The 16,611-nt window shown below is 72.3% G+C and carries 21 protein-coding genes and 1 pseudogene; 13 read left to right on the top strand and 9 right to left on the bottom strand.

Annotation, left to right across the window (positions count from 1 at the left end):
• Positions 1–769: HAD-IIA family hydrolase (locus tag ABZ885_RS03375; RefSeq protein ID WP_360182862.1), on the bottom strand; the 769-nt coding region annotated here is incomplete at its 3' end.
• A 467-nt stretch (positions 770–1,236) separates the two neighbouring features.
• Between ABZ885_RS03375 and ABZ885_RS03370 the strand changes: the two genes are divergently transcribed.
• The 3 genes from ABZ885_RS03370 (at position 1,237) to ABZ885_RS03360 (ending at position 4,138) form a co-directional block, all read left to right on the top strand.
• Entirely contained in the window at positions 1,237–2,319 is a 1,083-nt protein-coding gene (locus tag ABZ885_RS03370) for a lytic polysaccharide monooxygenase (RefSeq protein WP_360182860.1), read from the top strand.
• Between the two features lie 107 nt (positions 2,320–2,426).
• On the top strand, positions 2,427–3,518 hold the full coding sequence (locus ABZ885_RS03365; RefSeq protein WP_360182859.1) for a Gfo/Idh/MocA family oxidoreductase: 1,092 nt from the start codon (positions 2,427–2,429) through the stop codon (positions 3,516–3,518).
• Positions 3,519–3,574: 56 nt separating this feature from the next.
• Positions 3,575–4,138 carry a hypothetical protein gene (locus ABZ885_RS03360; RefSeq protein WP_360182857.1) on the top strand — a complete coding sequence of 188 codons (564 nt, stop codon included), beginning with the start codon at positions 3,575–3,577 and terminating at the stop codon, positions 4,136–4,138.
• On the opposite strand, the gene ABZ885_RS03355 is transcribed toward ABZ885_RS03360, so the two are convergent.
• Both ABZ885_RS03355 and ABZ885_RS03350 read right to left on the bottom strand, forming a co-directional pair.
• Positions 4,125–4,547 (bottom strand): type II toxin-antitoxin system VapC family toxin, encoded by a 423-nt coding sequence (locus ABZ885_RS03355; protein WP_360182855.1) that lies wholly within the window; start codon positions 4,545–4,547, stop codon positions 4,125–4,127. The two genes, ABZ885_RS03360 and ABZ885_RS03355, sit on opposite strands and share 14 nt — an antisense overlap.
• Positions 4,540–4,824, bottom strand: coding sequence for a type II toxin-antitoxin system prevent-host-death family antitoxin (locus ABZ885_RS03350; RefSeq protein WP_360182853.1), 285 nt, complete (start codon positions 4,822–4,824; stop codon positions 4,540–4,542). The genes ABZ885_RS03355 and ABZ885_RS03350 overlap by 8 nt, the downstream gene beginning before the upstream one ends.
• Positions 4,825–5,068: 244 nt before the next feature.
• Here ABZ885_RS03350 and ABZ885_RS03345 point away from each other — a divergent pair, with 244 nt between their 5' ends.
• The 3 genes from ABZ885_RS03345 to ABZ885_RS03335 all read left to right on the top strand — a co-directional run bounded on the left by ABZ885_RS03345 (position 5,069) and on the right by ABZ885_RS03335 (position 7,084).
• On the top strand, positions 5,069–5,362 hold the full coding sequence (locus ABZ885_RS03345) for a DUF6412 domain-containing protein (protein ID WP_360182851.1): 294 nt from the start codon (positions 5,069–5,071) through the stop codon (positions 5,360–5,362).
• 117 nt (positions 5,363–5,479) lie between these two features.
• Positions 5,480–6,187 (top strand): YidC/Oxa1 family membrane protein insertase, encoded by a 708-nt coding sequence (locus ABZ885_RS03340; protein WP_360182849.1) that lies wholly within the window; start codon positions 5,480–5,482, stop codon positions 6,185–6,187.
• A gap of 129 nt (positions 6,188–6,316) precedes the next feature.
• Positions 6,317–7,084, top strand: a complete 768-nt coding sequence (locus tag ABZ885_RS03335; protein ID WP_360182847.1) for a CDP-alcohol phosphatidyltransferase family protein — start codon at positions 6,317–6,319, stop codon at positions 7,082–7,084.
• 63 nt (positions 7,085–7,147) lie between these two features.
• Here the strand turns inward: ABZ885_RS03335 and ABZ885_RS03330 are convergent, their stop codons facing one another.
• A complete protein-coding gene (locus ABZ885_RS03330) occupies positions 7,148–7,720 on the bottom strand; it encodes a hypothetical protein (RefSeq protein WP_360182845.1) in 573 nt (190 codons plus the stop codon).
• 185 nt (positions 7,721–7,905) lie between these two features.
• Between ABZ885_RS03330 and ABZ885_RS03325 the strand changes: the two genes are divergently transcribed.
• Positions 7,906–9,459 carry a protein kinase gene (locus ABZ885_RS03325; RefSeq protein WP_360182843.1) on the top strand — a complete coding sequence of 518 codons (1,554 nt, stop codon included), beginning with the start codon at positions 7,906–7,908 and terminating at the stop codon, positions 9,457–9,459.
• Between the two features lie 11 nt (positions 9,460–9,470).
• On the opposite strand, the gene ABZ885_RS03320 is transcribed toward ABZ885_RS03325, so the two are convergent.
• Together ABZ885_RS03320 and ABZ885_RS03315 are read right to left on the bottom strand one after the other, a co-directional pair.
• The gene (locus tag ABZ885_RS03320) at positions 9,471–9,608 is read right to left on the bottom strand and encodes a hypothetical protein (RefSeq protein WP_360182841.1); all 138 of its coding nucleotides are present in this window, start codon (positions 9,606–9,608) and stop codon (positions 9,471–9,473) included.
• Positions 9,605–9,973, bottom strand: a complete 369-nt coding sequence (locus ABZ885_RS03315; protein WP_360182839.1) for an ATP-binding protein — start codon at positions 9,971–9,973, stop codon at positions 9,605–9,607. Before ABZ885_RS03315 ends, ABZ885_RS03320 begins: the two co-directional genes overlap by 4 nt.
• Before the next feature lie 247 nt (positions 9,974–10,220).
• Between ABZ885_RS03315 and ABZ885_RS03310 the strand changes: the two genes are divergently transcribed.
• From ABZ885_RS03310 to ABZ885_RS03290, 5 genes are all read left to right on the top strand, one after another.
• A complete protein-coding gene (locus ABZ885_RS03310) occupies positions 10,221–11,066 on the top strand; it encodes a helix-turn-helix transcriptional regulator (protein WP_360182837.1) in 846 nt (281 codons plus the stop codon).
• Positions 11,067–11,073: 7 nt separating this feature from the next.
• The gene (locus ABZ885_RS03305) at positions 11,074–11,259 is read left to right on the top strand and encodes a DUF397 domain-containing protein (protein ID WP_360182836.1); all 186 of its coding nucleotides are present in this window, start codon (positions 11,074–11,076) and stop codon (positions 11,257–11,259) included.
• Between the two features lie 61 nt (positions 11,260–11,320).
• Positions 11,321–11,506, top strand: coding sequence for a DUF397 domain-containing protein (locus ABZ885_RS03300; protein ID WP_360182834.1), 186 nt, complete (start codon positions 11,321–11,323; stop codon positions 11,504–11,506).
• Between the two features lie 75 nt (positions 11,507–11,581).
• Positions 11,582–11,767, top strand: a complete 186-nt coding sequence (locus tag ABZ885_RS03295) for a DUF397 domain-containing protein (protein ID WP_360182832.1) — start codon at positions 11,582–11,584, stop codon at positions 11,765–11,767.
• Positions 11,768–11,799: 32 nt separating this feature from the next.
• Entirely contained in the window at positions 11,800–11,997 is a 198-nt protein-coding gene (locus ABZ885_RS03290) for a DUF397 domain-containing protein (RefSeq protein WP_360182830.1), read from the top strand.
• Between the two features lie 91 nt (positions 11,998–12,088).
• On the opposite strand, the gene ABZ885_RS03285 is transcribed toward ABZ885_RS03290, so the two are convergent.
• Positions 12,089–13,585 carry an MFS transporter gene (locus ABZ885_RS03285; RefSeq protein WP_360182828.1) on the bottom strand — a complete coding sequence of 499 codons (1,497 nt, stop codon included), beginning with the start codon at positions 13,583–13,585 and terminating at the stop codon, positions 12,089–12,091.
• A gap of 159 nt (positions 13,586–13,744) precedes the next feature.
• Here ABZ885_RS03285 and ABZ885_RS03280 point away from each other — a divergent pair, with 159 nt between their 5' ends.
• Positions 13,745–14,476 (top strand): TetR/AcrR family transcriptional regulator C-terminal domain-containing protein, encoded by a 732-nt coding sequence (locus tag ABZ885_RS03280; protein WP_360182826.1) that lies wholly within the window; start codon positions 13,745–13,747, stop codon positions 14,474–14,476.
• Between the two features lie 359 nt (positions 14,477–14,835).
• Here the strand turns inward: ABZ885_RS03280 and ABZ885_RS03275 are convergent.
• Positions 14,836–15,303, bottom strand: a pseudogene (locus ABZ885_RS03275) (hypothetical protein); the annotation flags it as partial.
• A gap of 147 nt (positions 15,304–15,450) precedes the next feature.
• Positions 15,451–16,476: an adenosine deaminase gene (locus ABZ885_RS03270; protein ID WP_360182868.1), complete on the bottom strand. Its 1,026-nt coding sequence runs from the start codon at positions 16,474–16,476 to the stop codon at positions 15,451–15,453.
• Between the last annotated feature and the right edge of the window lie 135 nt (positions 16,477–16,611).

Genomic DNA, 16,611 nt, shown 5'->3' with positions numbered 1-16,611 from the left:
CGACCAGGTCCGCGACGGAGTTGACCACCCGGCCCGGCCGGTAGGGGAAACGCTCCACGTCGGCGGCGGCGGTGAGGCCGGTGAGCACCAGGATGGTCTCCATGCCGGCCTCCATGCCCGCCACGATGTCGGTGTCCATCCGGTCGCCGATCATGACGGAGGTCTCCGAGTGGGCGCCCGCCGTGTTCAGCGCCTCGCGCATCATCAGCGGGTTGGGCTTGCCGACGAAGTACGGCTCGACGCCGGTCGCCTTGGTGATCAGCGCCGCGACCGAACCGGTGGCCGGCAGCACGCCCTCGGTGGACGGGCCGGTCTCGTCCGGGTTGGTGCAGATGAATCGGGCGCCCTGGTTGATCAGGCGGATCGCCTTGGTGAGCGCCTCGAAGCTGTACGTCCGGGTCTCGCCGAGGACGACGTAGTCCGGGTTGTTGTCGGTCAGCACGTAGCCGGCCTGGTACAGCGCGGTGGTGAGGCCGGCCTCGCCGATCACGTACGCGGTGCCGTTCGGGCGCTGGCCCTTGAGGAACTTGGCGGTGGCCAGGGCCGAGGTCCAGATGCACTCCTCCGGCACCTCCAGGCCCATGCCGGCCAGCCGGGCGCTGAGGTCGCGCGGGGTGTAGATGGAGTTGTTGGTCAGCACCAGGAACGGCTTGCCGGACTCCCGCAGCCGGCGCAGGAACTCCTCCGCGCCGGGGATCGGCGTGCCCTCGTGGATGAGGACGCCGTCCATGTCGGTCAGCCAGGACTCGAAGGGCTTGCGGTCTGCCACGTGCGTGTCTCCCGAAGTGTTGCCACGTGCCGCCCGGGCAGTGCCCTGCCCGCGCAACGTCGTGCGATGGTCGTACGAATCTGCGGCGCACCGCCGTCACCGCTGCGCCTCCCACCGGCCGGACCCTCTTCGGGACACCGGACCGCCGGGGGTACCACTGGCTGCCCCAACGGGGCACAGCCTAATCCGCACCCCCGGCCCGGGGACAGCGATGTCCCGTCCTGCGGGACGGGACACCCGGCCGCGCGCCGGCCGAGATCCGACCGCGGTCCGGCCGTGGCCCGGGCACAGCTCCGGCACCTCCCGGGCACCGCGTCCGCACTGCTCGGAGACCGCCCGACGCCTCCGCCTCAACGCCTCCTTAAGCCGCCCCTAACCGCACTGATGACACCTCAGCAAGGCCTCCCCGGCGGTCTAGCGTGAGCCGCACACCACCCTCACCGCGCTCCTCGGAGGAGTCCCCCGCCATGCCCGTGCGCCACCGCCGTCTCCCCGCCGCCGTCCTCACCCTCACCGCCGCCGGCCTCGCCGTCGGACTGTCAGGCGCCCCGGCCGCCGCGCACGGTTCGATGCAGAACCCGCTCAGCCGGGTCGAGGGCTGCTACCTGGAGGGCGCCGAGCACCCGAAGTCGGCGGCCTGCCAGGCGGCCGTCGCGGCCGGCGGCACCGCGGCGCTGTACGACTGGATGAGCCTGCGGATCGGCGACGCCGCCGGCCGCCACCGCGAGCTGATCCCGGACGGCAAGCTGTGCAGCGCCGGCTCGGACACCTACCGGGGCCTGGACCTGCCGCGCGCCGACTGGCCGGCCACCAACCTCACCTCGGGTGCCGACTTCACCTTCCGCTACCGCGCCACCGCCCCGCACAAGGGCACCTTCCAGCTCTTCATCACCAACCCGGGCTACTCCCCCACCAAGCCGCTGACCTGGGCGGACCTGGAGCCGCAGCCCTTCCTGACGGTCACCGACCCGCAGCTCGCGGACGGCTCGTACGTGCTGCCGGGCAAGGTGCCGGCGGGGCGGACCGGACGCCAGCTGATCTACGCCATCTGGCAGCGTTCGGACAGCCCGGAGGCGTTCTACTCCTGCTCGGACGTCGTCTTCGACGGCAGCGGCACCAACCCCGGCACCGGCACCGGCGGCTCCCCCGCGCCGACCGGAGCCACGACGCCCACCGGCGCCACCACGCCCACCACGACCGGCGGCCACGACCACCCCACCGCCCCGACCACCGGAGCCCCCACCCCGGCCACGGCGGCCGTCCCCGCAGCCGTGCCCGCGGCCGCCGGCACACCGGCCGCCGCACCCACCACGCCCACCGCCCCCACGCCCGCGGTGCCGACCCCCACCGGCACCGCGGGCACCACCGGCACCCCGGGCACCGCCGGCACCGCCCCCGCGACGACGGCCGCGGCACCCGACCAGCTCGCCCAGACCGGCTCGGACCGCTCCCTGGGCATCCTCGCCTCGGTCGGTTCCGCCTTCCTCCTCGCCGGCGCCACCGTCGCCGTCCTGTACCGCCAGCGCCGCCGCCGGGCCCACGCCCGCTGACACCCCGGGGCACCCGGGCCGGGCCTGCCCGGGTGCCCCCGCGGCCGCTCCCCCCGCCGCCGTCCGAAACCCGGGCCAATCGGGCACACCGTGATTGAGTAGGGCGCATGAGCCCCTCCTCGCGCCCCCTCGCCCAGCACGACGGCCCCTTCCGGGTCGGCCTGATCGGCTACGGCCTGGCCGGCTCGGCCTTCCACGCCCCGCTGATCGCCACCACCCCGGGCCTGCGGCTGGACGCGGTGGTCACTGCCAACCCCGACCGCCGCGCCCAGCTGCTCCGGGAGCACCCCGGCACCCGCGCCGTCGACACCCCCCAGCAGCTGCTCGCCGACCCGGACGCGCTCGACCTGGTCGTCATCGCCTCCCCCAACAAGACGCACGTCCCGCTCGCCCGGGCCGCGCTGGACGCCGGGCTGGCGACCGTCGTCGACAAGCCGCTGGCCGCCACGGCCGCCGAGGCGCTGGAGCTCTGCAAGCTGGCCGAGTCCCGCGGCGTGCTGCTCTCCGTCTTCCAGAACCGCCGCTGGGACGGCGACTTCCTCACCGCCGCCCGGCTGGTCCGCGAGGGCGCGCTCGGCCGGGTGCACCGATTCGAGTCCCGGTTCGAGCGGTTCCGGCCCAAGCCCAAGGCCGGCTGGCGCGAGCTGGCGGACCCGGCCGAGGTCGGCGGCACGCTGTACGACCTGGGCAGCCACCTGGTCGACCAGGCGCTCGCCCTGTTCGGGCCGGTCGAGACGGTGTACGCGGAGATCGACGCCCGCCGCGACGGCGCGGTGGTCGACGACGACGCCTTCCTCGCCCTCACCCACGCCTCCGGCACCCGCTCGCACCTGTGGACCAGCGCCATCACCCCGCTGACCGGCCCCCGGCTCCGGGTGCTCGGCGACGCCGCGGGCTACGTGAAGACCGGCATGGACCCGCAGGAGGCCGACCTGCGGGCCGGCCACCGCCCGGGCGACGGACGGCCGTGGGGCGCCGACGAGCCCGGCCGCTACGGCACCCTCGGCACCGACGGGTCCACCGTCCCGGTCCCCACCGACCCGGGCGACTACCCCGCGTTCTACGCCGGCATCGCCGCCGCGCTGGCCACCCCGGGCACCCCGCCCCCGGTCGACCCGCAGGACGCCGTCGCCACCCTCGCCGTCCTGGAGGCCGCCCGCGCCTCCGCCGCCACGGGAACGACCGTCCGGCTCGACTGACGGCCCGTCGCGCGGCTCGCCTTCCCACCTCCACACCCCATTCGTACGATGACCCGATGAGTACCTGGGGGGAACGACGAGCCGCGCGCGAGGCGCAGCTGGAGCTGGAGCGGGAGCAGGCCGCGGAGCTGGCACGCCGCACCGAGGTCTTCGAGGCGGCGCTCGGCCGGAAGACGATGGCGCTCCAGCGCAAGGCCTGGGCACGCGGCGACGGCATCAAGCACGCCGACTCCGTCGAGGTCACCGGGCCGGACGGCGAACCGGTCCGGATCCGGGTGCAGTGGGGGCTGGGCACCGGGGAGCCCGAGCCCGGCACCGGCAAGGGCGGCGGGAAGCGCGGCGGCCGGGGCACCGGAGCGATCGGCGACCCCGTGGGCGTCATCGCCGCCGTGGTCGTCGCCGTGCTGGCCCTGCTCGGGCTGGGGCTGGCGGTGAAGTACGCCACCCGCTGGCTGTACCTCGAACTGACCGGCCGGCCGCACTACGCCGTCGTGGCCGAGGACGGAGCCCGGCGCACCGTGACCACGCGGTCACGCCGCCGCAGGGAGTCCCTGCTGGCCGCCGCGGCCCTCGCCGACGAGATCGAACGGACCGGGACGGCGGCCGTCAGAGCCCGATGACCTCCACCGCCGAGCCGAGCCCGCGGAAGTCCGCGACGTTGCGCGTGTAGAGCGGCAGCCCGTGCGCGGAGGCGACCGCGGCGATCATCAGGTCGATCCGCCGCGGCCGCGGCTGACGCCCGGCTGCGATGGTGAGCGTGACCAGCGTGCCGTACCGCGCCGCGGCGGCCGCGTCGAACGGCAGCGGGTCGAAGTCGGCCATCGCCGCGCCCAGCACCTCCAGCCGGGCCGCCCGGCTGGCCGGGTCCCGCGCCATCGAGACGCCCTGCTGCAGCTCGGCGAAGGTGATCGCGGTCAGCTCGGGCACGGCCGGCAGGTCGGCCGGGCTGAGCAGCGCCAGGTCGATGTAGACGCAGGTGTCCAGCACCCCGGCCGGCCGCCGCCGGGGCGCCCTGCGCCGCTCAGCCACGCCGCCGCTCGAACGGGTCGTCGCCCTCGTCGCCGACCAGCTCCTCCGGGCCGAAGTACTCCTCGGCCTCCTTGCGCATCTGCTGGTAGTCGACCCGCGGCAGCTTCACGTGCCGGGCCACCAGTTCCTCGGCCGTGAGCCGCCGCCGCGCCGCCACCGGCCGCAGCTCCGCGACCTCGACCCCGTTCCTGGTGATGTGGAAGGTCTCGCCCGCCTCCACCGCGTCCATCACCGCGGCGGAGTTGTTCCGGAACTCCCGCTGGGTAATCGTCTTCATGCCTTCCACGGTAGCCCCGCGTAGCACGCTTGGCTACGCCGCGGACACCGCCGTTCCCCTGCACCCGGAAGGATCGTGCGTCGGCGTCCGATCACCGGCCCGCGTCCGCGGCGAACGTCACCCGGCAACCCTGCCGCGTCCGGACCCCGGAGGCCGTACGATCGTCGTCAACGCCCGGGAGCCGGGTGTCCGAAAGTCGGGCGTCCGGGAGCCGGGTGTCCGGGAGCGGGAGAGGAGCTGCGGCATGGGAATCGTCGCGATGCTGCTCGCGCTGCTCCGGGTGCTGACCGGGGAGGTGCTCGCCGAGGGCGGGACGCTGACCTCGGTGGCGGCCGCCGCGGCCGTGGTGCTGCTCGCCGGCGCGGTGGCGGGGACGCTGGTCGTCGCCCGGCTGCGCGGGGCACGGGCACCGGCCGCCATACGGGACGGGACGCTGCGACGGCATGCGTTCCGGACGGCCTTCCTCCCGCAACGTGATCCGGACGCCAGGGGCAGGCGACGCCCCAGGGCGCCGGGTGCGGCCCCGGCGGCCGCGTAACCTCGCCCCTTCCCCTTTCCCCGTTCGAGAGCCTCTGCTCCGCTCGGGAGCCGTCGTACGCGGCCGCCCTCCGTCTGGAACCTCACACGTCCGAGACCCCGGAGGGCTCGCTCCACCATGTCGCTTTTCGCATTCCTCGACCCGGCCGTCGGCCTGGCCCACGACGTCGTCTCCGCCCTCGCCGAGGTGCTGCCCACGGCGCTGGCGATCGTTCTGTTCACCGTCTGCGTCCGGCTCGCCCTGCACCCGCTGGCCCGGGCCGCGGCGCGCGGCGAGAAGGCGCGGGCGCGGCTCGCGCCGAAGGTCGCGGAGCTGAACCGCAAGCACAAGGGCCGGCCGGAGAAGCTGCAGGCCGCGCTCGCGGAGCTGTACAAGGAGGAGAAGGCCTCGCCGTTCGCGGGCTGCCTGCCGATGCTGGTGCAGATCCCGTTCTTCTCGGTGATGTACCGGCTGTTCACCACCCCGAACGACCTGCTCGGCCACACCCTGTTCGGCGTCCCGCTCGGCCTGCACGTGGGCAGCGCGCAGGGCGCGGCGCAGTGGGTGGTGTTCGGGGTGCTGTACGCGGGTCTGGCCGCGGTGGGCTACGCCGGCTTCCGGCGGGCCCGCCGGGCGCAGGCCGCGCAGGCGGCCCAGCCCACTGCACAGCCCGGGCAGCCCGGGCTGGCGTTCCTGCCCTACCTGTCGTTCGGCACGGTGCTGTTCGCCGCGCTGGTGCCGCTGGCCGCCGGGGTCTACCTGCTGACCACCACCGCCTGGTCTGCCGCCGAGCGCGCCTGGCTGCACCGGGGCAGCGTGCCGGTGCCGGGCGTGGCCCTGGTCTGAGCCGGCGCCCGGCCCGCCCTTCCGCGGGCCCGAACCGTAGCCGGGACCCGGGCCCGGAGCACGGTCACGGCGGGTCGTAGCCTGTGCTGATCGTTTCGGAGTCCGGCAGGACAGGTGGAGGAATTCGTGATGGTGGCTGCTCCGGCCCTGGCCGAGTTGCGGGAGGTCTGCCAGCCGCAGGCCAAGCTGCAGAGCCGCAACGGCGAGCACTGGGCGGGCCGCCTGTACATGCGCCGGATCTCGCTGCGGACGACCCGGCAGCTGGTCCGGACGTCCGTCTCGCCGAACACCCTGACCTGGCTGATGGTGGTGTGCGGCGTGGGCGCCGGGGCGGCGCTGCTGATCCCCGGGCTGACGGGTGCCGTGCTCGCCGCCGTCCTGTTCCAGGGCTTCCTGCTGTTCGACTGCGTCGACGGCGAGGTGGCCCGGTGGAAGCGGCAGTTCAGCACGGCCGGCGTCTACGTGGACCGGCTCGGCGCGTACCTGGCCGACGCGGCGCTGATGATCGGGGCGGGTGTGCGGGCCGCCCACGGCGGGTCCGAGCTGTGGGTCTCGGTCGGGCTTGCGACGGCGCTCGGCGTGGTGCTGCTGAAGGCGTCGACCGACCTGGTGGACGTCGCCCGGGCCCGCAGCGGGCTGGCGCCGGCCGACGAGGAGTCCACCCAGCCGCGTTCGCAGGGCATCGCCACGGCGCGCCGGCTGGCCTCGGTGTTCAAGATCCACCGGGTCACCAACGGCATCGAGGCCTCGCTGGTCCTGCTCGCCACGGCGGTGGCGGACGCGGCGGTCGGCACCATCGCCCCGACCCGGTACGCCCTCGCGGCGATCGCGGTGATCACCTGGGGCATGGTCGTCGCGCACCTCGCGTCGATCCTGTCCTCGTCGCGCCTGCGCTGAGCCGGTCCGGCCTCCCGCTGCCCTCCGGAAGCACGCTTCCGGAGGGCAGAGTCGTTCCGGGGGTCAGACCTTCTTGAAGCACATCGTGTAGTCGACGCCCTTGCTGCGCGAGACCTTGATGCCGTAGTCGTACGCCGAGCCGCAGCTCTTGTCCGGGCCGTACAGCCGGTCGGCCATCTTGTACTGGGCCTCCGCGGACTTGCAGTCGACGATGGTCGGCACCGGCGCCCCCTGCGGGTCCTGGATCTTGACGCAGTCCCCGATGTTCGGGTCGTGCGACAGCCTGTCCCTGGCCTCCGCGGCCTGCGAGGCGTTGGCCTTGGCCTTGCCGCCGTTGGGGTCGGTGTTGTACTTCCACACGTACCAGCCGACGCCGCCGAAGACCGCCAGGACGACCACGATCGAGATGACCGACTGCAGCGGGTTCCTGCGCCGGGCCGGCTGCTGCGGCTGCGGCGCCGGCGGCTGCTGGGCGTAGGCGGGCTGCGGCTGGGCACCGTACGGGGGCTGGGCGTACGGCGGCTGCGGCTGCGGCTGCGCGTACGGGGGCTGCTGGCCGTACGGCGGCGGGGGCGGCGCGTAGCCGTACGGCTGCTGCGGCGGGTGGTTCTGGTAGGGCGGCGGCGGTGCGGACATGGTGGTGGCTGGTCCCCGTGGTAGGTGGCATGAACAGCTGTCAACGTGCCGTTGACCGGTGCAGGTTACCCGTCGGCCGATCGCCGATCACACCGGCCCCGATTGCGCACGGACGCACTGTCCGAGCAGGCCGCCGGCGGTAAGTTGTGCACGGCGAGGCGCTGTTGGCGGACGAGGGGGCGGGAATGCAGGCGGGCGATGTCCTGGACGACCGGTACGAGCTGATCGAGACGATCGGCGAAGGCGCGTTCGGCGTGGTCTGGAAGGCCCGCGACGCCCGGATCCAGCGCCACGTCGCGGTGAAGGTCATGCAGCAGGGCGGGAACACGGCCAAGGACGTGGCCCGCTTCGTCCGTGAGGTGGCGACCGCCGGGGCGCTCAACCACGCGCACATCGTCACGGTGCACGACTTCGGCGAGCACCGGAGCGCCGGCCGGCCGGTGTTCTACCTGGTCATGGAGCTGCTCGACGGCGTCCAGCTGAACGCGAGCCTGGCCGACGAGGTCCCGCCGCTGGCCCGTGCGCTCACCTGGGCCGCGCAGATCGCCGACGCGCTCGCCGTGGCCCACCGCGCCGGCGTCGTCCACCGGGACATCAAGCCCGCCAACGTGATGGTGCTGTCCTCCGGTTCGGTGAAGGTGGTGGACTTCGGCATCGCCCGGACCGAGACCGCCGACGACGGCGTGACCAGCACGCACGCCATCATCGGCACTCCGGCCTACATGGCGCCGGAGCGGTTCGAGGGCAAGGGGCTCGACGCCCGCTCCGACCTGTACGCCTTCGGCTGCCTGCTCTACGAGCTGTGCACCGGCCAACCCCCTTTCCGCGGTGGCGTCTTCCAGTTGATGCACCTGCACGGCACGGTCGTCCCGGAACCGCCGAGCACGGTCCGGACCGGGATCCCGCCGGAGGTCGACCGGCTCGTGCTGGACCTGCTGGCCAAGGACCCCGCGCAGCGGCCGCCGGGCGCGGACCAGGTCGCGGGCCGGCTGCGCGCCGCCACCTGGTCGCTGGAGAACCCGCCGCCCGCGTACACCCCGACCGTGCGCGACACCTCCGTCTCCGACGACGCGTACGCGCGGAGCCGGCGGGAGGAGGCGGACGCGCTGTTCGAGGAGACCCGTGCCAGGGCGGCGCAGGCCGCGACGGAGTTCGAACTCAACCTCGCCAAGCGGCGCGAGCAGACCGAGCGCGAGATCGCCGCCCTCCGGCTGCGGGCGGAGGAGGACGTCCGGACGGTCCTGCGGGAGGCCGAGGCGGCCAAGGCCCAGGCCAACCGGGACGCCCAGAGCAAGCGCGATGAAGCGGACGCCCTCTTCGAGGAGACGCGCTCCATGGCGGCCAACGCGGCGGCGGAGTTCGAGAGCATGCTCGGCCTGCGGCGTGAGCAGTCCGAGCGTGACCTGGCGGCCCGGCAGGCCAAGGCCGAGAACCGGCTGGCCGAGATCGAGAGCCGGTCCGAGCAACTGCGCCTGGAGGCTGAGAAGCTGGCCACGGACGCCGAGCGCCGCGCCCGCCGGACCGTCGAGACGGCCCAGCGCCAGGCCGAGGACATCGTGGCCGATGCCAACGCCAAGGCCGACCTCATCCGCAGCGAATCCGAACGCGAGCTGGCGGCACTGACGCTTCGCCGGGACAGCCTCACCGCCCAGCTGACCAACGTCCGCGAGATGCTGGCGACGCTGACCGGCTCGGCCGTGGCCGCTGCCTCGGAGGTCCCGCCGCAACAGCAGCGGTAGGCAGGGACCGGTCAGGCAGCGTTCGGCCGCTCGTCGGCTTCCGGGTCGGGCAGGTGCAGGGAATCGGTCCGGGCCTGGCAGACGCCGCCGACGACGGCGGACAGCAGGATGAGGATCAGGAGTCCGAGCGCGGCGCGGGAGGCGTTCACGCGGCGGCGTCCAGCTCGAACCAGACGGTCTTGCCGCGCTTCTGCGGTTCGGCGCCCCAGCGGTGGGTGAGGCCGGCGATCAGCTGGAGTCCGCGCCCGGACTCGGCGAGCGCGCAGGGGTCGCGCTGCTCGGGGAAGTCGGAGCTGTCGTCGCAGACGGAGACGCGGAGCGTGCCGTCGAGGATGAGGAAGAGGACGACGGGGGAGGTCGTCCGGCCGTGCCGCCAGGCGTTCACGATCAGTTCGGCGAGGGCGAGTTCGGCGTCCGCGATGGCGTCGGGGCGCCAGCCGCTGCGGGCCATGGCGTCCCGGAGGGCTCCGCGGGCGATGGTGAGGGAGGGGGAGTTGAGGTTGCGGTTACACACGGGGATTCTCCCTGCGGTGTAGGTGGGGTGCCGGAATGGATGTCGCCGTGAGCCAGCCCCGAGGGTGCTCTGCGGCGCCTGGGCAGCCGGTACCAACTACCAGCAGAACAGGCATTACTGACGCTCCATCCGGTTAGCGTTGCATCACTGACTGTAGGGCACGTGATGGCACATTTGCTAGCTGATCAATGGAAGATGTGCCAGTCCGTGGTTGAACTGCCACGGGCCGGAGGTGGATGCTTGGCGGATGCCACCTACCCCAACCGCACGCCGCAAGCGGGTCGGCGTCGAGCTGCGAAAGATGCGAGATGCCGCCGGCCACAAGGCAGGAGAGGCCGCTGCCGTTCTCGGAGTCGACCGGAGCAAGATCACACTGATCGAGCAGGGCGCCTACCCGATCAGCGCCGACCGTGTGATCGCTCTTGCCGGTGAGTACGAGGAGGGCGACGTCGCGTACGTCGACGCACTCGCCGCCATGGCCGCCGACAGAACCAAGGGATGGTGGGAGGAGCACAGAGGGCTCGTTCCAGCGGGCATCCTCGACATCTCCGAGGTCGAGCACTATGCCCACGGTCTCTCGACCTACCAGATCTGCCACGCCCCGGGCCTGATGCAGACCGAGGACACGGCCCGGGAGATATTCCGAGAGGTCTATCCGCCACTCCGGCCGCTGAACATCGAAGCGCGGGTCGAGAACCGGTTGCGCCGATCGCAAGTCCTCTCGCGGAGCAGCCCATTCGAGTACGAGGCGATCGTGCACGAGGCCGCGCTGCGAATGGAGTTCGGCGGGCCGAGCGTTGCCCGAGCGCAGCTGAAGCACATGCTCGCGCTGGCCGAACGGCCCAACATCACGCTACGGGTGATCGAGTTCCGGGCCGGTGGATTCAAGGGAGCAGGCCAGGCCGTCATGTATGCGCGCGGCCCGGTAGCCCGCTTGGATACCGTGCAGCTGGACTCCGTAGGATCACCCGCGTTTCTGACCGAGATGAACCAGCTTGAGAACTACCGGAACATCATCGGTTCGATGCGAGACCGCGCACTCGGCCCGTCGGAGTCCTGCGATCTCATCTCCCGCATCCTGAAGGACCTATGAGGACTCCATGGACAAGCTCGCATGGCACAGGCCCAGCATCTGTGGCGACGGCAACAACTGCCCGGAGGTAGCCATAACCGCCGATGCGGTGTTCCTCCGGAGCAGCCTCCAACCCGACGCTATCGCCCGGCTGACCAGGACCGAATGGCACGACCTCCTCGCCGGCATCCGGAACGGCGAGTTCGACGCCTGAAACCAGCACAGCCGGGGTACCCACACATCGTCGAGAGGTTCGCCAGAAAGGGGATCCAGGCATGGAAGCGCTTCAGTGGAAACGCCCAGAAGCCTGCGCCAACGCCAACAACTGCCCCGAGGTAGCCATAACCCCGGGTGCGGTGTTCCTCCGCAGCAGCCTCCAGCCCGACGCTATCGCCCGGCTGACCAAGACCGAATGGCACAACCTGCTCGCCGGCATCCGGAACGGCGAGTTCGACGCCTGAGACCAGCACACCTTGGGTAGCCCCACATCATCGAGCCGAGCAACCTCATCACGTTCGCCAGAAGGGTGACCGCACATGGAAGCGCTTGAGTGGAAACGCCCGGAGGCCTGCTCGGATGGTGCGAGCTGTCCTGAGGTAGCCATCACCGCCGATGTCGTCTACCTCCGCAGCAGCCTCCAGCCCGACGCTGTTGCCCGGTTGACCACTGCCGAATGGCGCGACCTCCTCGCCGGCATCCTCAACGGGGAGTTCGACGTCTGAGCACGCACAAGCTCCACCAGGGAAGGCAGCCAATGCGAGAAGCTCTCAACTGGCAGAAGTCGTCCTTCAGCGGCAACCAGGCCAACTGCGTCGAGCTCGCCCAGGACGGCGAGCTCATCCACATTCGCGAATCGGATGAGCCGTCCAAGGTTGTTACTACGACCAGGGTCAAGCTCGATGCCTGGATTCGCGGTGCGAAGGCCGGTGAGTTCGACCACCTGGTGCAGTGACTGCGCCGAACGTCGATGCCAGCAATGGCCGAAGGCCGGCACCCCTTCCGGGGTGCCGGCCTTCGGCCTTCCTCTTCTCCCCGCCTCATCCTCATGCGGCGAGCTGGGGCTCCTCCGTCTTCTCCTCCACCGCCTTCTTCTTGTCCCGCATCACCACGGCCGCCACCAGGGCCGCCGCAACCACACCCACCGCGCTCACCGTGACCGTCGTGCTCATCGCCGAGGTGAACGCCTCGCGGGCCGCGTGGACCAGGCCCGCATCACCGTTCGCCTCCGCCAGTGCCCCGACGATCGACTGCTTCGCCTGCTCCGACGCGCCCGCCGGCATCTCGTCCGCATACCCGCTCGCCAGCAGCGAGCCGAGGATCGCGATGCCGAGCGCCGTCCCCGCCTGCTGGATGGTGTCGTTGAGGGCCGAGCCGACGCCCGCCTTCTCCGGCGGGATCTCCCCCATCAGCGCGCCGACCGCGGCCGGCATCGCGAACCCGGCACCGAGGCCCAGCAGGCCGAGCGCCACCGCCGGGACGGCGAACCCGGTCTCCGCATCGACCGTGCTGAGCAGCGCGAACGCACCCGCCATCAGCGCCATCCCGACCAGCACCAGCGGCCGGTTGCCGATCTTCGCGGTCAGGCCGGCGCCGGCGCCGTTGCCGATCAGTGCGGCCACCGCCAGCGGCACGAAGGCCAGGCCCGCCTTGACCGGCGAGTAGTCCAGCACGAACTGCAGGTACTGGGTCAGGACCAGCAGCAGACCGCCGTTGCCGATCTGCACCAGGGTCAGCGAGAGCGAACCACCGCTGAAGTTGCGCTTCTTGAACAGGGCCAGCGGGACCATCGGCTCGGCCGTCACGTTCTCCCAGATCACGAACCCGCCGAGCGCGACGACCGCGACCGCGAGGGTGACCAGCGAGTCGCCCCCGAAGGCGCCGTGCTTCGGGATCTCGATGATCCACCAGATCAGGGCGGTCATCCCGACCACCGACAGCACCGCGCCCAGCGGGTCCGGCTTCTGCCACTGGCCCTTGGACTCCGGCATCAGGACCAACGCGGCGACGATCGCCAGCACCGCGACCGGCACGTTCAGATAGAAGATCGAGTGCCAGGAGAAGTGGTCGATCAGCACACCGCCGAGCACCGGGCTGCCGACCAGGCCGAGCATGGACACCGAGCCCCAGGCCGCCATCGCCTTTCCGCGCTCGTCCTCGTCGAAGACGACGATCAGGATCGACAGCGTGGAGGGCATGATCAGCGCGCCGCCGATCCCCATCGCGACCCGGGAGGCGATGACCTCGCCGGGGTTGGTGCAGTAGGTCGCGGCCAGTGACGCCGCCCCGAAGAGCAACAGACCGATGATCATGATCTTCCGGCGGCCGAACCGGTCACCGAGACTGCCCGAGGTCAGCAGCAGCCCGGCGAACACCAGGATGTAGGAGTCGAGGATCCACTGCGTGTCCTGCGCGGTCGCCTTCAGATCCGCCGTCATCGACGGCACCGCCACGGTCAGCGCCATGCTGTCGATCACCAGGACCATCGAGCTGAGGCACAGCACGATGAGGATCCACCAGCGGCGTGGGTTGCGGGCTTCCATGAGTCTTTCCCCTCCGACTTGCGAACGATGCTCCGTCGATGCGCACACTGTACGCAGCACGGAACAGTGTGCGCAAGAGTCGCGTTATGTACGCTGGGCGCGCACGGTGTACGCACCCCAAAATGATGGGTGATTCAGTCAGTGACCGAGGGAGTTCCGATGGCCAGCAAGGCGCACCCGATCCCGTCCGTCTGGGCCCGCCGCCAGCGCGAACCCGAGCAGCCCGCGCTCAGCCGCGAGGCGATCGTCCGCGAGGCGATCGCGATGCTCGACGCCGACGGCGTCGACGCGCTCTCCATGCGCAAGCTCGGCGCCCGCCTCAATGCCGGCGCCACTTCCCTCTACCGGCACGTGGCCACCAAGGACGAGCTGATGGAGCTCGCCGTGGACGAGGTCTTCGGCGAGATCGACCTCCCGGCCGCCGACAGCGCCGACTGGCGCGCCGCCACCACCCGGGCCGCGCAGTCCTTCCGCACCACCACGCTCAACCACCCGTGGCTGGCCTCGGTCCTCGGCACGGCGGGCCTCGCCTACCTCGGCCCCAACCTGATGTCCTTCTCGGAGCGGCTCGCCGCCCTCTTCACGTCCTTCGGCTTCCCCGAGCCGAGCCGGGCGATCGACACCGTGCTGACCTTCGTGATCGGCATTAGCACCAGCGAGGCGGCCTGGCTCACCACCGTCGCCCGCTCCGGCGAGACCGAAGCCGCCTTCATCGCCCGGCTGATGCCCGCCGCCCAGGAGGCCGCGGCCGGCCATGCCGTGCTGGCCGAGTCCTACGCCGCGGCGGCCGCCACGGCCGCGGCCACCGACCCCGCCGAGATCCGCGATTCCAAGTTCTTCTACGGCCTGGAGGTCGTCCTCGACGGCCTCGCACTGCGACTGCCGCACTGACCGGCCCACGAGGAGCTGGAGCCAGGCGGGCAACGGGCTGCTCACCGGGCCGCCCGCCCGCTCCGGGCAGGGGAGGCTCCGTCCTCGTCGGCCGCGTGCACGGTCAGCGACTCGGCCCGGACACCGGCGTTCTCCAGGACGTCCAGCACGATCTTGACCGTGATGACCGCACTGTCGCCGGGGATGGAGAGGGTGAGCGCTCCCTCGTCGGGGGTGGCGTAGGTGAAGAGACCGGCCGCTGCGGCGAGTTCGGCCGGGCCGGCGAAGTGCAGCCGGAGCTGCGCCTCGGGGGCCCGCCTGCCACCACCGGATCGCGGCGGCGGGCGGTCGGGTACGGCAAGCGGGTCCCGCCCGGCAGGACGCGGGGGCACCGCGCCCGGCTCCAGGGCGCCGGCCACCGCGCGGACCAGCCAGCCGTTGGCCGAGAGGCCCTCGTGCCCGGCGGCCTCCTCCACCCTCGTCTTGAGCTGGGCGGGGAGCCGGAAGTTGATCCGGGCGGTATTGCCGTCCTCGGAATCCGGCGCCACGACCGGCGCCACCCCTGGCACCATCGATGACACCACTAAGCCATCAGGCGGCCCCGAGGACGGCGCCGTCACCACGAACTCCGGATCGAGGCCGCGGAGCCGGACGTCCACCGAACCCGGCGCCAGCTCCCGGGTGACCTCGTCCATGGCGGCGGAGAGCGCATCGAGCAGGGCGAGCCGGGCGGCCGACTCCAGCGGGCGGGTCAGGCGCCCGGCCAGGGCGCGGGCTTCCTCTCCGCCCGCGCCCGCCGCCACCGCGAGCTCGTTCCGGAGGCTGTCGACGTACGGCGTGAGGTCCATGCCCTCAGCATGGCACACGCCATGGCGCCATGTGAAGCCAATTTGGCACCACCCTCCAGCGGGCTGGCGCCGCACACGACGCCGCCCCCGCCGGTCGGACCGGCGGGGCGGGTGGCCGGCACTCGTCCGGCGGGTGGAAGGCGCAGGTCAGCCGCGGTCCGCGTGCCATCCGGCGAGGTAGGAGTTGATCTCGCCGACGATCCGGGCCTTGCCGGCCGGGTCCAGGAAGGACGCCTCCACGGCGTTGCGGGCCAGCGCGGCGACGCCCGTCTCGTCGAGGCCGAGCAGCCGGGCCGCCACCGCGTACTCGGTGTTGAGGTCGGTGCCGAACATCGGCGGGTCGTCGCTGTTGACGGTGACCAGCAGCCCGGCGTCCACCATCTGCTTGATCGGGTGGTCCTCGATCCGCGCCACCGCCCGGGTGGCGATGTTCGAGGTCGGGCAGACCTCCAGCGCGATCCGGTGCTCGCCGAGGTGGTCCAGCAGGGCCGGGTCCTTCACCGCCTGGGTGCCGTGGCCGATCCGCTCGGCGCCGAGCACCCGCAGGGCGTCCCAGACCGTCTCCGGGCCGGTGGTCTCGCCGGCGTGCGGGACGCTGCGCAGGCCGACCGCGCGCGCCCGGTCGAAGTACGGCTTGAACTGCGGGCGCGGCACGCCGATCTCCGGACCGCCGAGGCCGAAGCTGACCAGGCCCTCGGGGGCCAGGTCGACGGCGAGCCGGGCGGTCTCCTCGGCGGCGGCCAGGCCGGCCTCGCCCGGGATGTCGAAGCACCAGCGGAGCACCACGCCAAGGTCCTTCTCGGCGCTCAGCCGGGCGTCCTCGATGGCCTCCATGAAGGCGACGTCGGGGATGCCCCGGCTGACCGAGGAGTACGGGGTGACGGTCAGCTCGGCGTAGCGGATGTTCTGCCGGGCCATGTCCTCGGCGACGCCGTAGGTGAGGGCGCGGACGTCCTCGGCGTCGCGGATCAGGTCGACGACGCTGAGGTAGACCTCGATGAAGTGGGCGAAGTCCGTGAAGGTGAAGTACTCGGCGAGGGCCGCCGGGTCGACCGGCACCTTGGACTTGCCGCGGTGGCGGGCGGCGAGCTCGGCGACCACGCGCGGCGAGGCCGATCCGACGTGGTGGACGTGCAGCTCGGCCTTGGGCATCCCGGCGATGAACGCCTCGATGCCACGGCCGGCGGCCTGGCTGCTGGGGTTTCCGATCCGACTTCCGTCCGGCTGGACCACGGTGGTGCCCTTCTTCTCTGTCTTCGCTCTTCGCCGCGCCGCGCTTCGCTGCGCAGCGCTCTAGCGCCGCCCGCT

Origin of the sequence: Kitasatospora sp. NPDC047058, assembly GCF_040643935.1 — a bacterium.
Lineage (GTDB): Bacteria > Actinomycetota > Actinomycetes > Streptomycetales > Streptomycetaceae > Kitasatospora.
Note: the sequence above shows the minus strand (reverse complement) of the source record. Positions and strands in the feature narration are given on the sequence as shown.